Source organism: Ruegeria sp. BHSC029, from assembly GCF_059613085.1.
On the sequence record NZ_JBXWRU010000002.1, the window covers coordinates 388,743 to 409,261 of the forward strand.

A 20,519-nucleotide genomic window follows, 5' to 3' on the forward strand; every position below is an offset into this window, starting at 1 on the left:
ATGAGCACCCTCGAAAAACTTCCCGTCACCGTCATCACCGGCTTTCTCGGCTCGGGCAAGACCACGCTGATCCGCCATCTGATGCAAAACCCGCAGGGCAAGCGGCTGGCCGTGGTGGTCAACGAATTCGGCGACGTGGGCGTCGATGGCGAAATCCTGAAAAGCTGCGCGATCCCCGACTGCCCGGCGGAAAACATCATGGAACTGGCCAATGGCTGCATCTGCTGCACCGTGGCCGATGACTTCATCCCCACGATCGAGGCGCTGATGGCGCTCGACCCGCGCCCCGATCACATCCTGATCGAAACCAGCGGTCTGGCCCTGCCGAAACCGCTGCTCAAGGCGTTCGACTGGCCCGACATCCGTTCCAAGATCACCGTGGACGGCGTGATCGCTCTGGCCGATGCCGAGGCCGTGGCCGCAGGCCGCTTCGCCCCGAATGTCGCGGCGGTGGATGCCCAGCGCATGGCCGATGACTCGATCGACCACGAAACGCCCCTGTCCGAGGTGTTCGAGGATCAGATCTCGTGCGCCGACATCATCCTGCTGACCAAGCCTGACCTGGCCGGCCCCGAAGGCGTGGCCAAGGCGCGCGAGATCATCGCCGCCGAGGCGCCCCGCCCCCTGCCCGTGGTCGAAGTGGCCGAGGGTGCGGTGGACGTGCGCGTGGTGCTGGGGCTGGAGGCCGCAGCCGAAGACGACATGGACGCCCGCCCCTCGCATCACGATGGCCATGACGACCACGAACATGACGATTTCGAAAGCATTGTGGTCGAGCTGCCAGAACAGACCGACCCGGCGCAGCTGGTCGCCAATATCGAGCGTCTGGCGAACGAGCTGAACATCCTGCGGGTCAAGGGCTATGCCGCCGTTCAGGGCAAGCCGATGCGCCTGCTGGTCCAGGCGGTCGGCGCGCGGGTGCGGCACCAGTATGACCGCCCGTGGAAACCCGAGGAAGAGCGCCGCTCGCGCCTTGTGGTCATCGCCGAGCATGACGACATCGACGAGGCCGCGATCCGCGGCATCCTGACGGGCGTCACCGAGGCCGCCGAGTAAGCACCGATGCACGTCGTCTTCCGCGAAAGCCACGGGCTCGAAGAAACCGAGACCCCGACCGATCTGGGCCAGAGCCCGGCGGATCTGGTGGTGCTGTCCTTTTCGGACAGCGACCTGGGTGCTTTCGCGGCCGGCTGGCATCGCGGCGGCGGGCCCGAGGGGCGGATGCCCTCGTTGCGGCTGGCCAACCTGACGGCGCTGAAGCACCCATTGTCGGTCGATACCTATGTCGAGCAGACGCTGGAGGGTGCCAAGGGCATCCTGATCCGGCTGATCGGCGGAATGCCCTATTGGTCCTACGGGTTGCAGCAGGTGCTGGCGCTGGCGCAGGCCAAGGGCATCGCGCTGGCGGTGCTGCCCGCCGACGGGCGCGAGGATACGCGGCTGGACGACTATTCCACCCTGCCGGTCTCGACCCTGCGGCGGCTGGCGCATCTGTGCGACACCGGCGGCGAGGTGGCCGCGCAGGCGGCGCTGGCGCAGATGGCGCTGGCGGCGGGGCTCTATGCCGGGCCGGTGATGGGGGCCAAGACTCTGCCCGACTGCGGCGCGTGGTGCCCGGATCGCGGCGTGATTGCGCCCGAGGACGCATTCGCGGGCGAAGGTCGGCGCATCATCGTGACGTTCTACCGCGCCTACCTGACCGCGGCCGATACCGCGCCGGTCGCGGCCCTGATCCGAGAAATCCGCGCGCGGGGTCATCAGGCGGTAGGGCTGTTCGCGCCCTCGCTCAAGGCGCCTGCGGCGGCTGAGTGGCTGGCCGAGAATATCCCCGCGATGGCACCGTCGGCGATCATCAACGCCACCTCGTTTTCAGGCAAGGGCGCGTCCGGCACATCGCCGTTGGACGTGGCCGGCGTGCCGGTGTTCCAGGTCGCGCTGGCGACCTCGCGCCGCAATGCCTGGGCCGAGGCCGAACGCGGCCTGTCGCCTGCCGATCTGGCCATGCATGTGGTTCTGCCCGAAGTGGACGGGCGCATCTCGGCCGGTGTCGCCTCGTTCAAGGAACCGGGCAGGCGCGACCCACATCTTGAGTACTCCCGCTTCGCCCACCGCCCCGAGCCCGACCGGATCACCGCCATCGTCGACCGGGCGATGGCTTGGGTGGACCTGGCCGAGAAACCAAAGGCACAACAGGTCCCCGCGCTGGTCCTGTCCACCTATCCGGGCAAAAACTGGCAGATGGCCCATGCGGTGGGGCTGGACGCGCTGGCCTCGGCCGAGGCGATCCTGTCCGACCTGCAGGGCGCCGGCTATGACACCGCCCCCGCCGAACCGATTGCCGATACCCTGCTGGACGCCCGGATTTCCTGGCCGGTCTCGGCCTACCGCGCGGGGCTGGCGCAACTGCCCGAGGCGTTGCGCGCCGATCTGGAAACCGTCTGGGGCGCACCCGAGGACGACCCGACCTGTGCCGATGGGGCCTTCCACTTCACCGCGCTTCGGCGCGGCAAGGCGCTGGTGGCGTTGCAGCCCGAACGCGGCACTCCGGAACTGCGCGACGACGAATATCACGACCTGTCGCGCACGCCCCGGCATGGCTATGTGGCCTTCTACCTGTGGCTGCGGCACGGGTTGGGGGCGGATGCGCTGATCCATATCGGCGCCCACGGAACCCTGGAATGGCTGCCGGGCAAATCGGTGGCTCTGTCGGCCGAGTGCTGGCCCGAGGCGCTGATCGGCGACCTGCCGGTGATCTATCCGTTCATCGTGAACGACCCGGGCGAGGCCGCGCAGGCCAAGCGCCGGATCGGGGCCGTCACGTTGGGCCATATCCCGCCGCCGATGAAACAGAGCAGCACGCCCGACCGCATGGTGCGGCTGGAATCGCTGCTAGACGAATTCTCGAACGCCGACGGGCTGGACCCCAAGCGGCGCGACCGGCTGCAGGCCGATATCCGCGACGAGGCGCAGGCCATCGGGCTCGAGGCCGATCTGGGGCTGGATCAGGCCACAAGCACCGCCGAGGCGATCACCCGCATCGACCGGTTCGTTTGCGACATCAAGGAAAGTCAGTTCGGCGACGGGCTGCATGTCTTTGGCCGCGCGCCGCAGGGTGCGAGCAATTTCGACGCTGGGCCCTCGGCCCGGGCCGAACGGCAGGCCCTGCTGGATGCGCTGGCGGGCAAGCGGATCGAGGCCGGGCCGTCCGGCTCGCCCTATCGCGGGCGTACCGACGTGCTGCCCACGGGGCGCAACCTGTTCACCACCGATCCGCGATCAGTCCCCACCCGCGCGGCCTATGCGCAGGGGGTGAAACTGGCCGAGGAACTGGTGCGCCGCCACCTGCAGGAGGAAGGCGATTACCCCAAGGGCTTGATCGTCGATCTGTGGGGCTCGGCCACGATGCGCACGGCGGGCGAGGAATTCGCCATGGCGCTGCACCTGCTGGGCGTCAAACCGGTCTGGGATCCGGGCTCCGAACGCGTCTCGGGCATCGAGGTCCTGCCTATCACCGATCTGGAACGCCCGCGGCTGGACGTGACCCTGCGCGTCTCAGGCCTATTCCGCGACGTATTCCCGACCCTTTCGGCGCTGTTCGGTCAGGCGGTCCGGGCGCTGTCGGAGCGCGACGAGGCGCCCGACTGGAACCCCTATGCCGGCCACGCTCCCGCCGCCCGCGTCTATGGCCCGGCGCCGGGCAGCTATGGGCTGAACATGACCCACCTGTCCGAGACCTATACCGACGCGGCGCGCGCGCAGGCCGGTCAGGCCTGGCTGGACGCCAGCGCCTTCGCCTTCGAGGGCGAGCACATCGCCCATGACCCCGACGGGATAACCCAGCGCGTGGCGCAGGCCGATAGCTTCGTGCACCTGCAGGACCTGACCGAGACCGACCTGCTGCTGGCCAACGACTATGCCACGCATGAGGCCGGCTTTGCCGCCGCCAAAAAGCTGACCGGAGGGCAGGCGCAGTTGTACCATTTGGACAATACTCGGCCAGAAACACCCCGCGCCCGCACCCTGCCCGAGGAAATCAGCCGCGTGGTCCACGCCCGCGCCGCCAATCCCGACTGGATCGCCGGGATGCAGCGCCACGGCTTTCGCGGCGCGGCCGAGATCGCCGCGACGCTGGATCACATGGCGTCATTCGCGCATCTGTCAGGCAGCGTCGCCCCGCATTTGTTCGACCTCTATCACGATGCGACCTTGGGCAACCCCGAGGTGGACGCGTTCCTGCAGCAGGCCAACCCGCAGGCCCATCAGGCCATGCAGGACCGGTTCCGCGCGCTGCTAGAGGCCGGGCTGTGGAACACCCGCCGCAACTCGATCCGCGCCGATCTGGAGGGGTTGGGATGAGCGCCCCGGTCGTTCAGGGCTGGTGCCCCGGCGCGCATCGCCCGATGATGTCCGGCGACGGGCTGGTGGTGCGGGTGCGCCCGCGTCTGGCCCGGCTAAGCGCCGCGCAGACTCTGGGGCTGTGCGATCTGGCGCTGCGGTTCGGTAACGGCACCATCGACCTGACCAACCGCGCCAACCTGCAACTGCGCGGCGTGGCCGAAGACAATCACCAGCCACTGCTGGCCGAGTTGTCGGCGCTGAACCTGCTGGATGCAGAGCCCGGGCTTGAGACCCGGCGCAACATCCTTGTGTCGCCGCTGTACCAACCGGGCGACCTGACCGCGCGCCTGACGCAGGCATTGATCGACCGGCTCGGTGATCTGCCCGCCCTGCCCGCCAAGTTCGGCTTTGCGGTGGATACCGGCGAGGCGCGGCTGCTGGCCGGGGACTCGGCCGATATCCGATTGGAGCGAGGACCTGCGGGCCTGATCCTGCGCGCCGACGGGGCCGAGACCGGCCGCTTGGTGACCGAGGACGCGGCGATCGACTGCGTGATCGATCTGGCCAGGTGGTTCTCCGAGCGCTTCACTTCTGACATCCGCCGCATGGCCCGCCTGATCGCGGTGCAGGCTCTGCCCGACGAATGGCAGGGCCACGCCCCCGGCCCCACGGCACCGGCGCCGCAACCCGGCAACAGCGAAATCGGCCCAATCTACGGCGCGGCCTTCGGGCAACTGCCCGCCGCCGAGTTGCGTGCATTGGTCGAGGCCTCGGGCGCCGCCGCCCTGCGCGTCACACCCTGGCGGTTGTTCCTGCTGGAAGGCGGGGCGGCGATCCCCGCCCCGGGGTTCGTGACGGACGGCGCCGACCCTCTGTTGACCACCGACGCCTGCCCCGGCGCGCCATTCTGCCCGCAGGCACAGGCCGAGACCCGCGCCATCGCCCGCGCGCTGGCTCCGCGCGTGTCCGGCAGCCTGCATGTCTCGGGCTGCGCCAAGGGCTGCGCACGCATGGCCGCGGCGGACTTGACGCTGGTGGGCCGCGACGGGCGATTTGATCTTGTAAAACACGGCCGCGCGGGGGATGAGCCCCTCCAGCGCGGGCTGGACCCCGAAACACTGAAGACCATGGACCTGACCTGATGCCCTATGAATACGAAACCGACGGCGCGGCGATCTACAAGCAATCCTTCGCCACGATCCGGTCCGAGGCCGATCTGGCCCGCTTTGATCCGGACGAAGAGCAGGTCGCCGTCCGCATGATCCATGCCGCCGGGATGGTCGGGCTGGAAGAATTCATCCATTTCTCGGACGGCTTCGTGCGCACCGCCCGCGCCGCGCTGGAAAACGGCGCGCCGATCCTGTGCGACGCGCGGATGGTGTCCGAAGGCGTCACACGCTTTCGCCTGCCCGCTGACAACCAGGTCATCTGCACCCTGCATGACGAGCGCGTGCGCGCGCTGGCCGAGAAGATGGGCAACACCCGATCCGCCGCCGCGCTGGAACTGTGGCGCCCGCATCTGGAGGGTGCGCTGGTGGCCATCGGCAACGCGCCCACGGCGCTGTTTCACCTGCTGAACATGCTCGAGGACCCCGACTGCCCCCGCCCCGCCGCAATCATCGGCTGCCCCGTGGGCTTTGTCGGCGCGGTCGAATCCAAGGACGCCCTGTGGGAGGCCCAGCCGGTGCCCAGCTGCATCGTCAAGGGCCGCTTGGGCGGCAGCGCCATCACCGTTGCCGCGATCAACGCCATCGCAAGCCGGGCGGAATGAGCATGGGCACGATCTATGGCGTGGGCCTCGGCCCAGGCGACCCCGATTTGATGACCGTCCGGGCCGACCGCCTGTTGCGCGGCGCGAAACACGTGGCCTATTTCCGCAAGCCCGGCCGCACCGGGCAGGCGCGCAAGATCGTGAACGGGATGATCCGCGACGATGCGGTCGAGTTTCCCATGGAATACCCGGTCACGACCGAGATCCCGGTCACCGATCCGCGCTACAACGCACTGCTGGCCGAGTTCTACGAACGCTGCACCGCGCGCTTGAAAGAGCTGGCCGATCAGGGCGAGGACGTGGTGGTGCTGTGCGAGGGAGATCCGTTCTTCTACGGCTCGTTCATGCATCTCTACAGTCGCCTGCGCGACGTGGTGCCCGTTGAGGTGGTGCCGGCGATCACCGGCATGTCGGGCGCGTGGACCGCCTCGGGCGATCCGATCACTTGGGGCGACGACATCCTCACGGTGCTGATGGGCACCCTGCCCGAAGAGGTTCTGGCCGACCGCATGGCGCGCACCGACGCGCTGGTGGTGATGAAGATCGGCCGCAACATCGACAAGGTGAAGCGCGCGCTGAAAACGGCGGGCCTGTTCGACCGGGCCTGGATCGTGGAATACGCGCAGATGCCCAACCAGACCGTCCGCAAGCTGAGCGACGCCTGCACCGAGGTCACGCCCTATTTCTCGATCATCATCGTGCACGGACAGGGGCGGCGGCCATGAGCGGCTGGGTCAAGATCGCCGGGCTTGGCCCCGGAAACGAGGCGCTGGTGACCCCCGAGGTGACCGCCGCCCTGGCCGAGGCGACCGATGTGGTGGGTTACATCCCCTACGTTGCGCGGGTGGCCGAACGGCCGGGCCTGGCCCTGCACGCCAGCGACAACCGGGTCGAGATCGACCGCTCGCAGCACGCGCTGCGCATGGCGGCCGAGGGCAAGCGGGTGGTCGTGGTCTCGTCGGGCGATCCGGGCGTTTTTGCCATGGCCGCCGCCGTATTCGAGGCGCTGGAAAACGGCCCGGACACATGGCGCGAGATCCCTGTCGAGGTTCTACCCGGCATCACCGCCATGCTGGCCGCCGCGGCCCGGGCGGGCGCGCCGCTGGGCCATGATTTCTGCGCCATCAACCTCAGCGACAACCTCAAGCCATGGGCCGTAATCGAGAAACGCCTGCGGCTGGCCGCGCAGGCCGATTTCGCGATGGCCTTCTACAATCCGCGCTCTAAGTCGCGGCCCGAAGGTTTTGTAAAGACGCTGGAAATCCTGCGACAGGAATGCGAACCCGAGCGCCTGATCCTGTTCGCCCGCGCCGTATCGCGCTCGGACGAGGCGATCCGCATCGCGACCCTGGCCGAGGCAACGCCCGAGATGGCCGACATGCAGACGGTGGTGATCGTCGGCTCGTCGCTGACCCGCGTCATCGAGCGGCCGATCGGCCCCATCGTCTATACGCCAAGGTCCACGCCGGAATGAGTCAACCAGTCCAGAACCTGCGGCACGCTTGTCAACTCGACCCGGCGGGGCAGCCTGGGCCGGTCGATCATCAGCACCGGGATGCCCAACGCTCGCGCGGCGTCCAGCTTGGCGCGCGCGCCGGTGCCGCCGGCGTTCTTGGACACCACCAGTTCGGTCCGGTGCCGGCGCATCAGCACCGTGTCGTCTTCAATGGTGAACGGCCCCCGCGACACGACGACCTCGCAATCAGCGAAGGGCAGCGGACCGGGTTCATCGACCAGCCGCAGAAGATAGTGGTGCTGGGGCTGCGCCGCGAAATCCTCGAGATGCATGCGCCCCACCGCAAGGAACACCCGACGCGGCGGCCCAGCCAGCGCGGCGACGGCGTCGGCAATGTCGGGCACGTGTTGCCACCGGTCGCCGGGCCCGGCCGTCCATTCCGGGCGGGTCAACGCGGCCAGCGGCGTCTGCGTCTGCTGACAGGCGGCGATGGTATTGCGGCTCATCTGCGCGGCAAAGGGATGGGTGGCGTCCATCACATGGGTCACGCCGGTGTCTCGGATGTGACGCGCCAGACCCTCGGGCCCGCCAAAGCCACCCACGCGCGTAGGCAGCGGTTGCGGCCGCGGGTTGTCGACCCGGCCCGCATAGGAATAGGTTGCCGCCACACCCAAATCCGCCACGGCGCGGGCCAATGCGTTGGCCTCGGTCGTGCCGCCAAGGATCAGGAGGTTGGGCATGTCTGAAACTCCGTGGCTGACCATTCTGGGCCTGGGCGAGGATGGACTGGATGGCCTGTCCGCCGCAAGCCGTCAAGAGCTGGAGCGCGCCGAGGTCATCATGGGCCCGCCCCGGCACCTATCGCTGGTTCCCGAAACCGGAGCCGAACGCATCGCATGGCCGGTGCCGTTCGCCGACGGGCTACCCATCCTGCAGGGGCTTAAGGGCCGGCGCACGGTGGTGCTGGCCTCGGGCGATCCGTTCTGGTTTGGCGCCGGATCGGTGATCGCGCGCAATTTCGCCCCTTGGGAGTGGGCGGCACGGCCGGGCCAGTCGACCTTCTCGCTGGCAGCCGCGCGGTTGGGCTGGCCGTTGGAAAGCACTGCCACCTTCGGCCTGCACGCTGCCCCTCTGACCCGCCTGCGTCCGCATCTGTCACGCGGCCTGCGCGCCATCATCCTGCTGCGCGACGGGGCCGCGGTGGCCGAGCTGGCCCGCTATCTGACCGAGACCGGGTTCGGCGACACGACCCTGCACGTGATGGAGGCCCTCGGCGGCCCTCGGGAACGCGCGCGCAGCATGTCCCTGACCGAAGCCCTGCTGGGCGCTTTCGAGCATCCGGTCTGCGTTGCGCTCGAGGTTTCGGGCGACGGGCGTGAGCTGCCCTTGGCCTCTGGCAAACCCGACGAGATTTTCGAAACCGATGGGCAGATCACCAAACGGCCGGTGCGCGCGCTGACACTGTCGGCGCTGGCGCCTGCGCGGGGCGAGCATCTGTGGGACATCGGCGGCGGCAGCGGATCGATCGGCATCGAATGGCTGATGTGCGACCCGTCCCTGACGGCCACCACGATCGAGCCGCGCGCAGACCGCGCCGCGCGAATCCGCGCCAATGCCGACGCGCTGGGACAGGATCGGTTGCAAGTCATCCACGGCCGGGCACCCGATGCGTTGGACGGCCTGCCCTTGCCCGACGTGGTGTTCATCGGCGGTGGGCTGAGCGACGCGCTGCTGGGCTGGCTTGCGGCCAACCTGCCCTCGGGCACCCGGCTGGTCGCCAACGCCGTGACGCTGGAAAGCGAAGCGGTGCTGAGCCAATGGCATGCCAAGCTGGGCGGAGACTTGCTGCGGATCGAGCTGGCGCAAGCCGGCGACCTCGGCCCCCGGCGCGGTTGGAAATCGGCCTATCCGGTCGTTCAGTGGAGCGTGACCCTATGATCGTGGCCGGGCTTGGATTTTCGTCCACCGCGACCTGCGCCAGCCTGCGGGCCGCGTTCGACCGCGCCACCGCCGGGCACGCGGTGGACGCGCTGGCCACCGCCGCCGACAAGGCAGGCCATCCGGCGCTGGCCGAATTTGCCGCCGCCTGCGCCCTGCCCCTGCATTTCGCGGACCCGGCCGATCTGGCCGGGCAACGCACGCTCACCTGCTCGCCCCGCAGCCGCGCCAGCCATGGCACCGGCAGCGTGGCCGAAGCATCCGCCCTTGCCGCCGCCGGACCGGGCGCGCGGCTGCTTTCACCCCGACAGATCTCGGACGACCGGCTTGCCACCTGCGCGGTCGCCATCGGAGGACAGACATGACCGTTCATTTCATCGGCGCCGGACCGGGCGCCGCCGACCTTCTGACCCTGCGTGGACGCGACATCATCGCCGCTTGCCCGGTGTGCCTGTATGCCGGATCGCTGGTACCCGAGGAGATCCTGGCGCACTGCCCCGAAGGCGCCCGGATCGTGAATACCGCGCCGATGGATCTGGATCAGATCATGGCCGAAATTCAAGCCGCCCATGACGCCGGTCAGGACGTGGCCCGGCTGCATTCGGGCGACCTGTCGGTCTGGTCGGCGATGGGCGAACAGATCCGGCGCCTGAAACAGATGGGCATTCCAGTCAGCGTGACCCCCGGCGTTCCGTCCTTTGCCGCCGCGGCAGCCGCTTTGGGCACCGAACTGACCCTGCCCGGGCTAGCGCAATCGGTGGTGCTGACGCGGACGCCGGGGCGCGCCTCGTCCATGCCCGAGGGTGAAACGCTGACCAACTTCGCCCGCACCGGCGCGACGCTGGCCATTCACCTGTCGATCGGCAACCTGGACAAGGTGATGGCCGACCTGACTCCCGCCTATGGCGCCGATTGCCCGGTGGCCGTGGTGTACCGCGCAAGCTGGCCTGACGAGCGGATCATCCGCGCCACGCTGGGCACGTTGAAGGACTCGCTGGACGAGAGCATCTCGCGCACCGCGCTGATCCTGGTCGGACCGGCGCTGGCGGGCGAAGGCTTCGACGAAAGTTGTCTGTATTCAAAGACCTATGACCGTCGCTATCGTCCGCAAAGCGCCGACAGCCCGTGGTCGAGCTGGAGTCACGGCGATGACTAACCCGCCCGGACTGCTGATCTCGGCCCCATCATCGGGGACGGGCAAGACCACGGTGATGCTGGGCCTGCTGCGCGCGCTGGCCGAGGACGGGCTGACCGTTCAGCCCTTTAAGAGCGGGCCGGATTACATCGACCCGGCCTTTCACCGGGCGGCGGCAGGGCGGGCCTCGTTCAACCTGGACAGCTGGGCGATGGGCGCGCCGTTACTGGGCGCGATTTCGGCGCAGGCCAAAGGCGCCGACATCGTGGTGGCCGAAGGGTCGATGGGCCTGTTCGACGGGGTCGCCAAGCCGGGAGAGCTGGGCCACGGGTCCAGCGCCGAGACCGCGCTGCGCATGGGTTGGCCCGTGGTTCTGGTGCTGGATGTGGGCGGTCAGGCGCAATCGGCTGCGGCCACGGCGCTGGGGTTCCGGATGTACAACCCCGACCTGCCCTTTGCCGGTGTGATTCTGAACCGCTGCGCCAGCGCGCGCCACGAACGCCTGACCCGTCTGGGGATGGAGCGTGCGGGCCTGCCGGTTCTGGGCGTTTTGCCCCGACGCGGCGACCTGACCCTGCCCGAGCGGCATCTGGGCCTGATCCAGGCGGTCGAGCACCCCGATCTGGAAAGCGCGATTGCCGGCTACGCGGCCTTTCTGCGCGCGCATGTGGATCTGGAGGCGATCAAGAGGGCGGTCTCCTCGGGCCCCGCGGGGCCGTCGTCGGCCGCGCTGCCGCGCCCTCCGGCGCAACGGATCGCACTGGCCCGGGACGCGGCGTTTTCCTTTACCTATCCGCATCTTCTGGAAGGCTGGCGGGCGGCCGGGGCCGAGATTCTGCCGTTCTCTCCGCTGGCGGACGAGGCGCCGGCCCCGGATGCCGATCTGGTCTGGTTGCCCGGCGGGTACCCCGAACTGCACGCCGGAACCCTGGCTGCGGCAGACCGGTTCCTGACCGGCCTGCGCAATCATGCCGAAACGCGGCCCGTGCATGGCGAATGCGGCGGCTACATGGCCCTGGGCGAAGGGCTGATCGACAAGGATGGCACCCGCCACCGGATGGCCGGGCTGCTGGGTCTGGTCACCTCGTACGAGAAGCGCAAGTTCAACCTGGGCTATCGCCGGGCCGAGTTGCTGGCCGACATGCCCGGGTTCTCGGCCGGGACCGCGCTGCGGGGGCACGAGTTCCACTATTCCTCGATCGTCGAGCAGCCCGACGTGCCCTTGGCACGGGTTTTTGACGCCGAAGGCGCCGAAGGTCCGCAGACCGGATCGCGCCGCGGACATGTCACCGGTACGTTCTTCCATCTGATCGCAGAGGCCAGCGCATGAGCGGTTTCGTTTCCTTCATCGGGTCCGGTCCCGGCGACCCGGAATTGTTGACCCTCAAGGCCGTGGACCGGCTGCAAAAGGCCGATGCGGTACTGTTCGACGATCTCAGCAGCGGGCCGATCCTGAGCCATGCGCGCAAGGAGGCCGACCTTGTGGGCGTGGGCAAGCGCGCCGGGCGGCCCTCGCCCAAGCAGGACCATGTCAGCCGCCTGCTGGTCGAGTACGCCCAGACCGGCCAGCGGATCGTGCGGCTGAAATCGGGCGATGGCGGCCTGTTCGGACGGCTAGAGGAGGAACTGGTGGCCCTGCGCGCTGCCGGGGTCGCCTACGAGATCATTCCGGGCATCCCCTCAGCCATTGCCGCGGCTGCCGCGGCAGGCATCCCGCTGACCCGGCGGCTGACCGCGCGGCGCGTGCAGTTCGTCACCGGCCACGATGTCAGCGGGAAGCTTCCCGAGGACTTGAACCTGCCCGCGCTGGCCGACCCGGGTGCGACGACGGTGGTGTTCATGGGCAAGCGCACCTTTCCCCTGCTAGCCGGCGCGCTGCACGCGCATGGGCTGCCGCTGGATACCCCCGCGCTGATGGCCGAGTCGGTCTCGACGCCTGAGCAGTCGCTGCACCGGTCCACCGTCGGTGCCTTGGCCGAGCGCCTGGGTTCCGAGATCGGCACCGCGCCAGCGCTGATCCTCTATGGTCCGCTGGCGGAGTTCGACGATGATTGATCTGGTCTTGATCGGGATCGGCACCGGCAACCCGGACCACGTGACCTTTCAGGGCGCGCAGGCGATCCGCGCGGCCGATCTGATCCTGATCCCGCGCAAGGGCGCCAACAAGGCCGATCTGGCCGGCGTGCGCGAGGAAATCATCCGCAAGGTCACCGGCACACCGCCCCAAATCGCCTATTTCGACATCCCCGAGCGCCGGTCGCAAGATGGCTACCTGCGCGGCGTGGATGAATGGCACGACGCGATCGGCCTGCGCTGGCAGGAGGCGATGGCCCGGCACCCCAAGGCGCGCACCGTCGCCCTGCTGATCTGGGGCGACCCGTCGCTCTATGACAGTTCGCTGCGAATCGCGGCGCGGCTGGACCCGCAGCCGAACACCACGGTGATACCCGGCATCACGGCGCTGCAGGCGCTGACGGCGGCCCATGCCATGCCAATCAACGAGATCGGCGCGCCTTATCTGGTCACCACCGGCCGGCGCATCCGCGACGAGGGCTGGCCCAGCGACGCCGATACGGTTGCGGTGATGCTGGATGGCGAATGTTCGTTCCAGATGCTGGACATGGCCGATTTTGACATCTGGTGGGGGGCTTACGTGGGTATGCCCGAGCAGATCCTGATCAAAGGTCTGCTGGCCGATGTGGCCGATGAGATCCTGCGCACCCGCACCGAGGCCCGCGCCTGGCACGGGTGGATCATGGATATCTATGTTCTGAAAAAGCGCGGGAATTGACGCGAAAGGTCGCAAATGGCGATTGCGCCACAGCGGCATTCACGTCTAAATGGACGGGTCTGGTCCTGCCGGAGACATCCGGATGCTAAGAGGGAATTTGGTGCGGCCTGCGCGCAGGTCAAATCCGAAGCCGCCCCCGCGACTGTAAGCGGTGAGCCCTGTTCAACCAGCCACTCCCGATCCGTTCGGGGGGAAGGCGAACAGAGGCGCTGACCCGCAAGCCAGGAGACCTGCCAGGCGAACAATGAAACACCGGCCGTCGGGTGCGGCGGCACAGGAGGACAGAAAATGACGACACAAACGCAAACCGCATCAACGGCACGCGCTGGCATTCTTTCGGCAGTGTTCGCGGCAGCCCTAGGCCTGGGGATCATCACCTTGGCTGGTCACGTTCAGGCATCGGCGCTGCATGACGCCGCGCATGACGTGCGCCACGCAACCGGCTTCCCCTGCCACTAAACCAATGTTCAGTCGCATTCTGACCAGCGCGTTGTTCGCTGGTGCTGCAGCCGGGTTGATCGTCGCCCTGCTGCAGTTGGTATTCGTGCAGCCCGTGTTGCTGCATGCTGAACTCTATGAATCCGGAGAGCTGGTGCATTTCGGAGCCGAAGCCGTCTCGGCCCATCCCGAACTGCCGGGCATGTTCTCGGACCTGACCCGCGACGGGCTGAGCGTGGTGTTCACCATGCTGACCTATACCGGCTATGCGCTGGTTCTGGTCGCCCTGATGTCGCTGGCCGATGCGCAAGGCCACCCTGTTGACGGGCGCACGGGCGTGCTGTGGGGCCTGGCCGGTTTCATCGCCTTTCACCTGGCGCCGGGCTTCACCCTGGCCCCCGAGGTTCCGGGTGTTGCCGCAGCCGACGTGTTCGCGCGGCAGATCTGGTGGTGGGCAACCGTCGCGGCTGCTGGTGTGGCCATGTGGCTGATCGCCTTTGGTGGCAACATCGTCAGCTATCTGGTTGCGGCCGTGCTGTTGATGGCCCCGCACCTGATCGGCGCGCCGGAACCCGACGTGTTCACCGGGCCGGTTCCGACCGAGATCGGGGCCCTGTTCGCAGCACGCGCCTTTGGCGTCGGCCTTGTGGCCTGGGTGCTGCTGGGTTCGTTTGCCGGGTATTTCTGGCAAAGCGAGGGCAAGCGCGTCGAAGCCGCGGCCTGATCTCCGAAATCCCACGACCCGCCGGCGCCCAACCGGCGGGTCATTTGCTTTTCAAGGAAACATGATGACACGCTCGCTTGCTCTTTTCGCGATCGGTCTGGTCTTTGGTGGGGGTGCCGGGTTCGTGCTGGCCGCGGCCAACGGCGTCACCTTCGATGGCCACGACCATTCCGACCCCGCCCAACATGGCGGCCATCACGCCGAGGCCAAGGCCCATGACCACAGCGCCGCCATCAACCTGCCCGCCGGACCGGACGCGCTGGGGCTGGAGATCGCCGTCTCCCCCGACCCGATGGCGGGTTGGAACCTGCATGTGATGCCAAAAAACTTCCGCTTCTCGCCGGAGAACGCCTCGCTGGACAACAAGCCCGGCGAAGGCCATGCGCATGTCTATGTAAACGGCGTCAAGCTGGCCCGGCTTTATGGCAACTGGATGCACATTTCGGACCTGCCCAAGGGCGACACTACCATCGAGGTCTCGCTGAACGCCAACAGCCACAGCCCGCTGGCCGTGGATGGGGTGCCGGTCAGCGCCTCGGTCACGGTTCAGGTGGACTGAAACGCGGGGATCCGCGCCCGCAGACACAAGCGAAGCCGCCCGCACGGCCGGGCGTCTTCGATCCAGCCATTCGGGCTGTTCAGAATGGTCCGGCAGGTCGCCGCAATGTCATCGGCATCGGCAACCGGATCGATCCCCGAAAACACGTGGGACGCCAGGCTTTCCCCCTGCATCGCCACCACGGTCGGCTCATTGCAACCGCTGAAACAGGCGTGCTCGGCGATCTCGACCTGCCCGTCCACGCCCGCAGCGCGCAGGGCGTCCGATACGGCCTGACGCTCGGCCGGCAAGTCGCGCTCGCCCGCGCAGCTGCTGCAGATCAAAACACGCATGCCACTCGCCTGCCTTTTCCGTTTCACACTGTCGCTTGTGCGGGTTTCGCACCCCCGGCGCAAGCCCGCCGCCCACGATATTGTGACTGTACGCACGCGGGAATTCGGGAAGACTTGGGCCAACCACGACCTGGAGAGCCCGTGATGAAACGTCTTATGTTTTTCCTCGGCCTGCTGGCGCTGCCCGCGCTTGCTGCCGATATCGAACCACGGCCGGGTTGGGCCGTCCACCCGACGACCAAGACCCATGACGCGCTGGTGGCCGACACGATCGCAGCGGTCAAGGCAAACGGTCTGATCGTGGTAACGCAGGCCGGGCCCACCAAGGCCGCCGCCGCGCGCGGCATCACCATTCCGGGCAATCGGGTGATCGGCGTCTTCAACAACGACTATGCGGTGCGGGTTCTGGAACAATCGGTGCCCGCGATGATCGAGGCGCCGATCCGCCTGTACGTCACGGAAAACGAGGACGGGACCGCGACGCTGTCCTACAAAACGCCCACTTTGGTCTTTGCCCCCTACAACGGTGGCTCCGACGCCTTGCCCGCGATTGCCGCAGAGTTGGACGCCAAATTCGCCGCCATCGCCCAGATGGCTGTCAAATAGTCACACTGACGTGATGCGGCTTGCACCGGCCCGGAACCTCCGCAATCTGCTGCGCAACGGAACTTACGGAGCTTGTTCGATGCAGGACCTGTCCCCCCGCGCTGCGGACCTTCTGGCGCAACGGCTGTACGAGGCCGGGTGCCGCCACGCATTCGGCATGCCCGGTGGCGAGGTGTTGACCCTGGTCGATGCGCTGGAACAGGCCGGGATCACCTTTCACCTGACCAAGCACGAAAACTCGGCCGGTTTCATGGCCGAGGCGGTGCACCACCGCGACGGCGCGCCGGCGGTTCTGGTGGCGACCCTGGGTCCTGGGGCCATGAACGGCATCAATGTCGTGGCCAACGCGCTGCAGGATCGGGTACCGATGATCGTGCTGACCGGCTGCGTCGATGCCGACGAGGCGCTGACTTACACCCATCAGGTCATGGATCATGCGCAGGTCTATCGCTCGATCACCAAGGGTACGTTCACCCTGACGGCCAAGGGCGCCGACATCATCGCCGACAAGGCCGTGTCGCTGGCCACGCAGGCGCGACCGGGGCCGGTGCATATCGACGTACCGATCTCGGTCGCCGATACCCGGGTGTCTATCGCCAAGCGCCGACGGCTGACCCGGGCCGCCCGCGTCGCGCCCGAGGGCACATGCATGGAGAAGGCCCGCCGCTGGGTGGCCGAGGCCGAGCGTCCGCTGGCGATCATCGGGCTGGACGTGCTGTATGACGACTCGCGCAGCGTGGTGCGGGCGTTTCTGGAACATTTCGGCATCCCGTTCGTCACGACGTACAAGGCCAAGGGCGTGGTGCCCGAGGATCACTCGCTGTGCCTGGGTGGCGCGGGCCTGTCGCCCCTTGCCGACACCCAGCTTGTACCGTTGGTCGAACAGGCCGACCTGATCCTGTGCCTGGGCTACGACCCGATCGAAATGCGCCCCGGCTGGCGCGAGATCTGGGACCCGGACGAAAAACGCGTGATCGACATCTCGGCCGTGGTGAATGACCACTACATGCACCAGGCAGGGCTGAACCTGGTGGCCGATACCGGCGCCACGCTCGAGGCGATCGCCAAGGGCAACCCCGCCCGACCGACCTGGCCCCAAGGCCAACCAGCGCAGGTCAAGGCCGCCTTGGCGTCGGCCTTTCCGACCGATGACGACTGGGGCCCCGCCGCCGTGATCGCCGAGGCCCGCGACACCCTGCCCCCCGAAACACTGGCCACCGCCGACAGCGGCGCGCACCGCATCCTTCTCAGCCAGATGTGGCAATGCTCCGAGGCGCGCGGCCTGATCCAGTCGTCGGCGCTGTGTACGATGGGGTGCGCCGTTCCGATGGCGATCGGCCTGAAACTGGCCGAACCCGACCGCACGGTCATCAGCTTTTCCGGCGATGCCGGATTCCTGATGGTCGCCGGTGAGTTGTCGACCGCCGCGGAAATGGGCGGAAACCCGATCTTTCTGGTTTTTGTCGATGCCAGCCTGGCACTGATCGAGCTGAAACAGCGCCAGCGCCAGATGGGCAATCGGGGCGTCGATTTCGACCGGCATGACTATGCCGCGATGGGCCAGGCGTTCGGCGGCAACGGCCACACCGTGCGCAACCGCGCCGAACTGCGCGCGGCGCTGCAGGCCGCGATGGCCGCCGACACGTTCACCGTAATCGCCGCCGAGATCGACCGCGGAGGCTATGATGGCCGCATCTGACGGGCCGCTGAAGGGCGTCAAGGTTCTGGATCTGTCACGCATTCTGGCCGGGCCGACCTGCACGCAGCTGCTGGGCGATCTGGGAGCCAGCGTGATCAAGGTGGAAAACCCGGCCACCGGGGGCGATGACACCCGCCAATGGGGGCCGCCCTATGTCACCGACGCGGATGGCAACCCGACCGATCTGAGCGCCTATTTCATGGCCGCGAACCGCAACAAGAAATCCGTCGCCATCGACATCGCAACGCCAGAGGGGCAGGCACAGATCCGGCGGCTGGCTTCCCGCGCCGACATCCTCATCGAGAATTTCAAACCCGGCGGGCTGGCCAAATACGGGCTGGACCATGAAACCCTCTCGCGGGACTTTCCGGGGCTGATCTACTGTTCGATCTCGGGCTACGGCCAGACCGGCCCGAACGCGGCCAAGCCGGGCTATGACCTGATGGCGCAGGGCTATGGCGGGATCATGTCGCTGACGGGCGAACCGGACGGAGCCCCTATGAAAGTGGGCGTGGGCATCGCCGACGTGATGTGCGGCATGTACGCGACCGTCGGCATTCTGGCGGCGCTGCGCCACCGGGACCAGACCGGCGAAGGTCAGCAGATCGACATCGCGCTGGTCGACAGCCAGATTGCATGGCTGATCAACGAGGGCGTGAACTATCTGACCTCGGGCCAGGTTCCACAGCGGCGCGGGAATGGGCACCCCAACATCGTGCCCTACGATGTTTATGAAACCGCCGATGGACACGTCATTCTGGCCGTGGGAAATGACAGCCAGTTCCGGCGCTTCTGCGGTTTTCTGGAGTTGAGCCACCTGCCCGACGACGCGCGGTTCGCCACCAACCCGGCTCGGCTGGAACACCGCGATGCATTGAACGCCGTTCTGCGGCCCGCGCTGCAGCGGCTGGAAACCAAGGCCGTCATCGACGGCCTGGAGGCGCTGAAAGTGCCGGTCGGCCCGGTTCAGACGCTGGATCAGGTCTTTGCCTCGGACCAAGTGGCGGCGCGGGGGATGCAAGTGGATATGCCAGCCCGGCCCGGCCAGGTGCGTCTGATCGGGAATCCATTGAAGTTGTCCCGCAGCCCGGTGACCTACCGCTCTGCTCCGCCCGAGTTCGGCGCTGACACGCAAGCGGTTCTGAACGCGGAAAACCCCTTCGAGGATTGAAACACTCTGCCTTTTTCGGCGGCAAGTCGCTGAAACATGTCATTGAATCGGCGATTTTTTTCGCTTTTTGCGAACACAAGCTTTCACCAATTCGAGAGCAGGCCCGATACTGTTACGTCCCGTCTGCACACTCTGCTAAGTCCAAGAGTGTGAGTTTTTGCAACCAGATTGGACCCAAGCATGCAGCAAGATGTTTTCGGACAGATGAACACCCTGACCCACCCGGACAGCGCCGAAGCGTGGAATGGTGTTCTGCTTGGCTTCATGGCTCACGCAGCGGTCACACCTCAGCATCTGGGCAAGGTGCTTGAGCTTGAACCGGGCTTTGCGCTTGGACATGCCATCAAGGGGCTGTTCATGGTTCTGTTGGGTCGCAGGGAAATGATGGAGGTCGCCCATCAGGCCGCCGCCGCCGCAAAGAATGCGGCCGCTGAGCAGCCGATTTCGGCCCGCGAGACATTGTATCTTGAGGCCCTGGATCACTGGCTGGCAGGCCAGCCCACCCGCGCCGTGCAAATCTTCGAGGCAATTCTGCGCACTCACCCCGAGGACACGCTGGCAATGAAACTCAGCCACGCGACCCGTTTCGTGTTGGGTGACTCCGCAGGAATGCGACGCTCGATCGAACGGGTTCTGCCAGCCTATGCGCCCGATCACCCCGGTCGTGGATACCTGCTTGGGTGCCATTCGTTTGCGTTGGAAGAAACCGGTGCCTATGAAAAGGCCGAGATCGCAGGGCGGCAGGCTCTGTGGATGGTCTCGGACGATGCGTGGGGCCTACACGCAGTCGCCCACGTGCACGAAATGACGGGCAATGCGCAATCCGGTCTGGACTGGCTGGCCGGGCGCGAGGCTGCCTGGTCCCACTGCAACAACTTCCGGTATCATGTGTGGTGGCACAAAGCGTTGATGCATCTGGATCTGGGTCAGATCGACCAGGTGCTTGATCTGTACGACCACGAGATTCGCCAGGACAAGACAGATGACTATCGCGATATTTCGAATGCGACCTCGCTGTTGTCGCGGCTCGAGCTTGAAGGGGTGGACATTGGCACCCGATGGGAAGAACTGGCCGACCTGAGCGCCGCCCGCACCGAAGACGGCTGTCTGATTTTCGCCGATTTGCATTACCTTCTGGCACTGACTGGTGACAACAGGCCCGACTCGACCGCCAAGTTATTGGCCCGCATTCACAAGGACTCCCAACAGCCCGCAACCGACACGGCACGTCGCATGGCCGACCCGGGCTTGGCCGCCGCCATTGGCCTTGAGGCATTTGGAAAAGGCGATTATCTCCAAGCCTTCGAGCATCTTGCAAATGCGCGAAATTCGATGCAATTGGCCGGCGGCAGTCACGCCCAGAGGGATGTTTTTGAACGCATTACAATCGATTCCGGCCTGCGTGCCGGACGCCTCGATGATGTCGAGCGCATTTTGGACGACCGCAAGGCCAAACGGTCCGGCACCGAAGACAATTACGCCCTCGCGCGCCGCGCTCTAATCAGTTCGGCCCGCGACCAATCCGGTGTGCAAAGCGTACCGGCTGAATAACAAGACGACC

Annotated in this window: 21 protein-coding genes and 1 riboswitch; of the genes, 19 read left to right on the top strand and 2 right to left on the bottom strand. The window is 67.0% G+C overall.

What is annotated here, in order from left to right:
* The 6 genes from cobW to cobJ are packed head-to-tail and all read left to right on the top strand — an operon-like array spanning position 1 to position 7,583.
* Positions 1-1,056, top strand: coding sequence for a cobalamin biosynthesis protein CobW (cobW, locus tag AC2FML_RS05625; protein ID WP_170366528.1), 1,056 nt, complete (start codon positions 1-3; stop codon positions 1,054-1,056).
* A gap of 6 nt (positions 1,057-1,062) precedes the next feature.
* On the top strand, positions 1,063-4,356 hold the full coding sequence (gene cobN, locus AC2FML_RS05630; RefSeq protein WP_496782326.1) for a cobaltochelatase subunit CobN: 3,294 nt from the start codon (positions 1,063-1,065) through the stop codon (positions 4,354-4,356).
* The gene (cobG, locus tag AC2FML_RS05635) at positions 4,353-5,480 is read left to right on the top strand and encodes a precorrin-3B synthase (protein ID WP_496782328.1); all 1,128 of its coding nucleotides are present in this window, start codon (positions 4,353-4,355) and stop codon (positions 5,478-5,480) included. Before cobN ends, cobG begins: the two co-directional genes overlap by 4 nt.
* Complete coding sequence (locus AC2FML_RS05640; RefSeq protein WP_170366531.1) at positions 5,480-6,109, top strand: precorrin-8X methylmutase; 630 nt, start codon at positions 5,480-5,482, stop codon at positions 6,107-6,109. The genes cobG and AC2FML_RS05640 overlap by 1 nt, the downstream gene beginning before the upstream one ends.
* Entirely contained in the window at positions 6,106-6,834 is a 729-nt protein-coding gene (locus tag AC2FML_RS05645) for a precorrin-2 C(20)-methyltransferase (protein WP_496782329.1), read from the top strand. Before AC2FML_RS05640 ends, AC2FML_RS05645 begins: the two co-directional genes overlap by 4 nt.
* Positions 6,831-7,583, top strand: a complete 753-nt coding sequence (gene cobJ, locus AC2FML_RS05650) for a precorrin-3B C(17)-methyltransferase (protein WP_496782330.1) — start codon at positions 6,831-6,833, stop codon at positions 7,581-7,583. Before AC2FML_RS05645 ends, cobJ begins: the two co-directional genes overlap by 4 nt.
* On the opposite strand, the gene AC2FML_RS05655 is transcribed toward cobJ, so the two are convergent.
* A complete protein-coding gene (locus AC2FML_RS05655) occupies positions 7,556-8,305 on the bottom strand; it encodes a cobalt-precorrin-6A reductase (RefSeq protein ID WP_496782332.1) in 750 nt (249 codons plus the stop codon). The genes cobJ and AC2FML_RS05655 overlap by 28 nt on opposite strands.
* Here AC2FML_RS05655 and cbiE point away from each other — a divergent pair.
* The 9 genes from cbiE (at position 8,304) to AC2FML_RS05700 (ending at position 15,150) form a co-directional block, all read left to right on the top strand.
* Positions 8,304-9,503 (top strand): precorrin-6y C5,15-methyltransferase (decarboxylating) subunit CbiE, encoded by a 1,200-nt coding sequence (cbiE, locus tag AC2FML_RS05660; RefSeq protein WP_170358451.1) that lies wholly within the window; start codon positions 8,304-8,306, stop codon positions 9,501-9,503. The two genes, AC2FML_RS05655 and cbiE, sit on opposite strands and share 2 nt — an antisense overlap.
* Complete coding sequence (locus AC2FML_RS05665) at positions 9,500-9,868, top strand: cobalamin biosynthesis protein (protein WP_496680318.1); 369 nt, start codon at positions 9,500-9,502, stop codon at positions 9,866-9,868. The genes cbiE and AC2FML_RS05665 overlap by 4 nt, the downstream gene beginning before the upstream one ends.
* Positions 9,865-10,659 (top strand): precorrin-4 C(11)-methyltransferase, encoded by a 795-nt coding sequence (gene cobM / locus AC2FML_RS05670; RefSeq protein ID WP_496782334.1) that lies wholly within the window; start codon positions 9,865-9,867, stop codon positions 10,657-10,659. The genes AC2FML_RS05665 and cobM overlap by 4 nt, the downstream gene beginning before the upstream one ends.
* On the top strand, positions 10,652-11,968 hold the full coding sequence (locus tag AC2FML_RS05675; RefSeq protein ID WP_496782336.1) for a cobyrinic acid a,c-diamide synthase CobB: 1,317 nt from the start codon (positions 10,652-10,654) through the stop codon (positions 11,966-11,968). Before cobM ends, AC2FML_RS05675 begins: the two co-directional genes overlap by 8 nt.
* Entirely contained in the window at positions 11,965-12,693 is a 729-nt protein-coding gene (gene cobA, locus AC2FML_RS05680; RefSeq protein ID WP_170443308.1) for a uroporphyrinogen-III C-methyltransferase, read from the top strand. Before AC2FML_RS05675 ends, cobA begins: the two co-directional genes overlap by 4 nt.
* Positions 12,686-13,429, top strand: coding sequence for a precorrin-6A synthase (deacetylating) (gene cobF / locus AC2FML_RS05685; RefSeq protein WP_496782338.1), 744 nt, complete (start codon positions 12,686-12,688; stop codon positions 13,427-13,429). Before cobA ends, cobF begins: the two co-directional genes overlap by 8 nt.
* A gap of 43 nt (positions 13,430-13,472) precedes the next feature.
* A riboswitch (cobalamin riboswitch) is annotated at positions 13,473-13,681 on the top strand.
* Between the two features lie 36 nt (positions 13,682-13,717).
* Positions 13,718-13,888, top strand: a complete 171-nt coding sequence (locus AC2FML_RS05690; RefSeq protein WP_005981986.1) for a CbtB domain-containing protein — start codon at positions 13,718-13,720, stop codon at positions 13,886-13,888.
* Positions 13,889-13,892: 4 nt separating this feature from the next.
* Entirely contained in the window at positions 13,893-14,591 is a 699-nt protein-coding gene (locus AC2FML_RS05695) for a CbtA family protein (protein WP_496735046.1), read from the top strand.
* Between the two features lie 64 nt (positions 14,592-14,655).
* Positions 14,656-15,150, top strand: coding sequence for a hypothetical protein (locus AC2FML_RS05700; protein ID WP_496782339.1), 495 nt, complete (start codon positions 14,656-14,658; stop codon positions 15,148-15,150).
* Here the strand turns inward: AC2FML_RS05700 and AC2FML_RS05705 are convergent.
* Entirely contained in the window at positions 15,138-15,482 is a 345-nt protein-coding gene (locus tag AC2FML_RS05705; protein WP_496782341.1) for a DUF1636 family protein, read from the bottom strand. The genes AC2FML_RS05700 and AC2FML_RS05705 overlap by 13 nt on opposite strands.
* A 144-nt stretch (positions 15,483-15,626) precedes the next feature.
* On the opposite strand from AC2FML_RS05705, the gene AC2FML_RS05710 reads away from it, so the two are divergent.
* The 4 genes from AC2FML_RS05710 to AC2FML_RS05725 all read left to right on the top strand — a co-directional run bounded on the left by AC2FML_RS05710 (position 15,627) and on the right by AC2FML_RS05725 (position 20,509).
* Positions 15,627-16,088, top strand: coding sequence for a DUF302 domain-containing protein (locus AC2FML_RS05710; RefSeq protein ID WP_170358436.1), 462 nt, complete (start codon positions 15,627-15,629; stop codon positions 16,086-16,088).
* Positions 16,089-16,167: 79 nt separating this feature from the next.
* Entirely contained in the window at positions 16,168-17,787 is a 1,620-nt protein-coding gene (locus AC2FML_RS05715; RefSeq protein ID WP_496782343.1) for a thiamine pyrophosphate-binding protein, read from the top strand.
* Positions 17,774-18,958: a CaiB/BaiF CoA transferase family protein gene (locus AC2FML_RS05720; protein WP_496782345.1), complete on the top strand. Its 1,185-nt coding sequence runs from the start codon at positions 17,774-17,776 to the stop codon at positions 18,956-18,958. Before AC2FML_RS05715 ends, AC2FML_RS05720 begins: the two co-directional genes overlap by 14 nt.
* Before the next feature lie 180 nt (positions 18,959-19,138).
* Positions 19,139-20,509 carry a tetratricopeptide repeat protein gene (locus AC2FML_RS05725; RefSeq protein ID WP_170599303.1) on the top strand — a complete coding sequence of 457 codons (1,371 nt, stop codon included), beginning with the start codon at positions 19,139-19,141 and terminating at the stop codon, positions 20,507-20,509.
* Positions 20,510-20,519: the final 10 nt, after the last annotated feature.

Excerpts from the sequence above, each read along its gene's own strand:
- cobW (WP_170366528.1), top strand. The coding sequence starts at position 1 with ATGAGCACCCTCGAAAAACTTCCCGTCACCGTCATCACCGGCTTTCTC.
- cobN (WP_496782326.1), top strand. The coding sequence starts at position 1,063 with ATGCACGTCGTCTTCCGCGAAAGCCACGGGCTCGAAGAAACCGAGACC.
- cobG (WP_496782328.1), top strand. The coding sequence starts at position 4,353 with ATGAGCGCCCCGGTCGTTCAGGGCTGGTGCCCCGGCGCGCATCGCCCG.
- AC2FML_RS05640 (WP_170366531.1), top strand. The coding sequence starts at position 5,480 with ATGCCCTATGAATACGAAACCGACGGCGCGGCGATCTACAAGCAATCC.
- AC2FML_RS05645 (WP_496782329.1), top strand. The coding sequence starts at position 6,106 with ATGAGCATGGGCACGATCTATGGCGTGGGCCTCGGCCCAGGCGACCCC.
- cobJ (WP_496782330.1), top strand. The coding sequence starts at position 6,831 with ATGAGCGGCTGGGTCAAGATCGCCGGGCTTGGCCCCGGAAACGAGGCG.
- cbiE (WP_170358451.1), top strand. The coding sequence starts at position 8,304 with ATGTCTGAAACTCCGTGGCTGACCATTCTGGGCCTGGGCGAGGATGGA.
- AC2FML_RS05655 (WP_496782332.1), bottom strand. The coding sequence starts at position 8,305 with ATGCCCAACCTCCTGATCCTTGGCGGCACGACCGAGGCCAACGCATTG.
- AC2FML_RS05665 (WP_496680318.1), top strand. The coding sequence starts at position 9,500 with ATGATCGTGGCCGGGCTTGGATTTTCGTCCACCGCGACCTGCGCCAGC.
- cobM (WP_496782334.1), top strand. The coding sequence starts at position 9,865 with ATGACCGTTCATTTCATCGGCGCCGGACCGGGCGCCGCCGACCTTCTG.
- AC2FML_RS05675 (WP_496782336.1), top strand. The coding sequence starts at position 10,652 with ATGACTAACCCGCCCGGACTGCTGATCTCGGCCCCATCATCGGGGACG.
- cobA (WP_170443308.1), top strand. The coding sequence starts at position 11,965 with ATGAGCGGTTTCGTTTCCTTCATCGGGTCCGGTCCCGGCGACCCGGAA.
- cobF (WP_496782338.1), top strand. The coding sequence starts at position 12,686 with ATGATTGATCTGGTCTTGATCGGGATCGGCACCGGCAACCCGGACCAC.
- AC2FML_RS05690 (WP_005981986.1), top strand. The coding sequence starts at position 13,718 with ATGACGACACAAACGCAAACCGCATCAACGGCACGCGCTGGCATTCTT.
- AC2FML_RS05695 (WP_496735046.1), top strand. The coding sequence starts at position 13,893 with ATGTTCAGTCGCATTCTGACCAGCGCGTTGTTCGCTGGTGCTGCAGCC.
- AC2FML_RS05700 (WP_496782339.1), top strand. The coding sequence starts at position 14,656 with ATGACACGCTCGCTTGCTCTTTTCGCGATCGGTCTGGTCTTTGGTGGG.
- AC2FML_RS05705 (WP_496782341.1), bottom strand. The coding sequence starts at position 15,482 with ATGCGTGTTTTGATCTGCAGCAGCTGCGCGGGCGAGCGCGACTTGCCG.
- AC2FML_RS05710 (WP_170358436.1), top strand. The coding sequence starts at position 15,627 with ATGAAACGTCTTATGTTTTTCCTCGGCCTGCTGGCGCTGCCCGCGCTT.
- AC2FML_RS05715 (WP_496782343.1), top strand. The coding sequence starts at position 16,168 with ATGCAGGACCTGTCCCCCCGCGCTGCGGACCTTCTGGCGCAACGGCTG.
- AC2FML_RS05720 (WP_496782345.1), top strand. The coding sequence starts at position 17,774 with ATGGCCGCATCTGACGGGCCGCTGAAGGGCGTCAAGGTTCTGGATCTG.
- AC2FML_RS05725 (WP_170599303.1), top strand. The coding sequence starts at position 19,139 with ATGCAGCAAGATGTTTTCGGACAGATGAACACCCTGACCCACCCGGAC.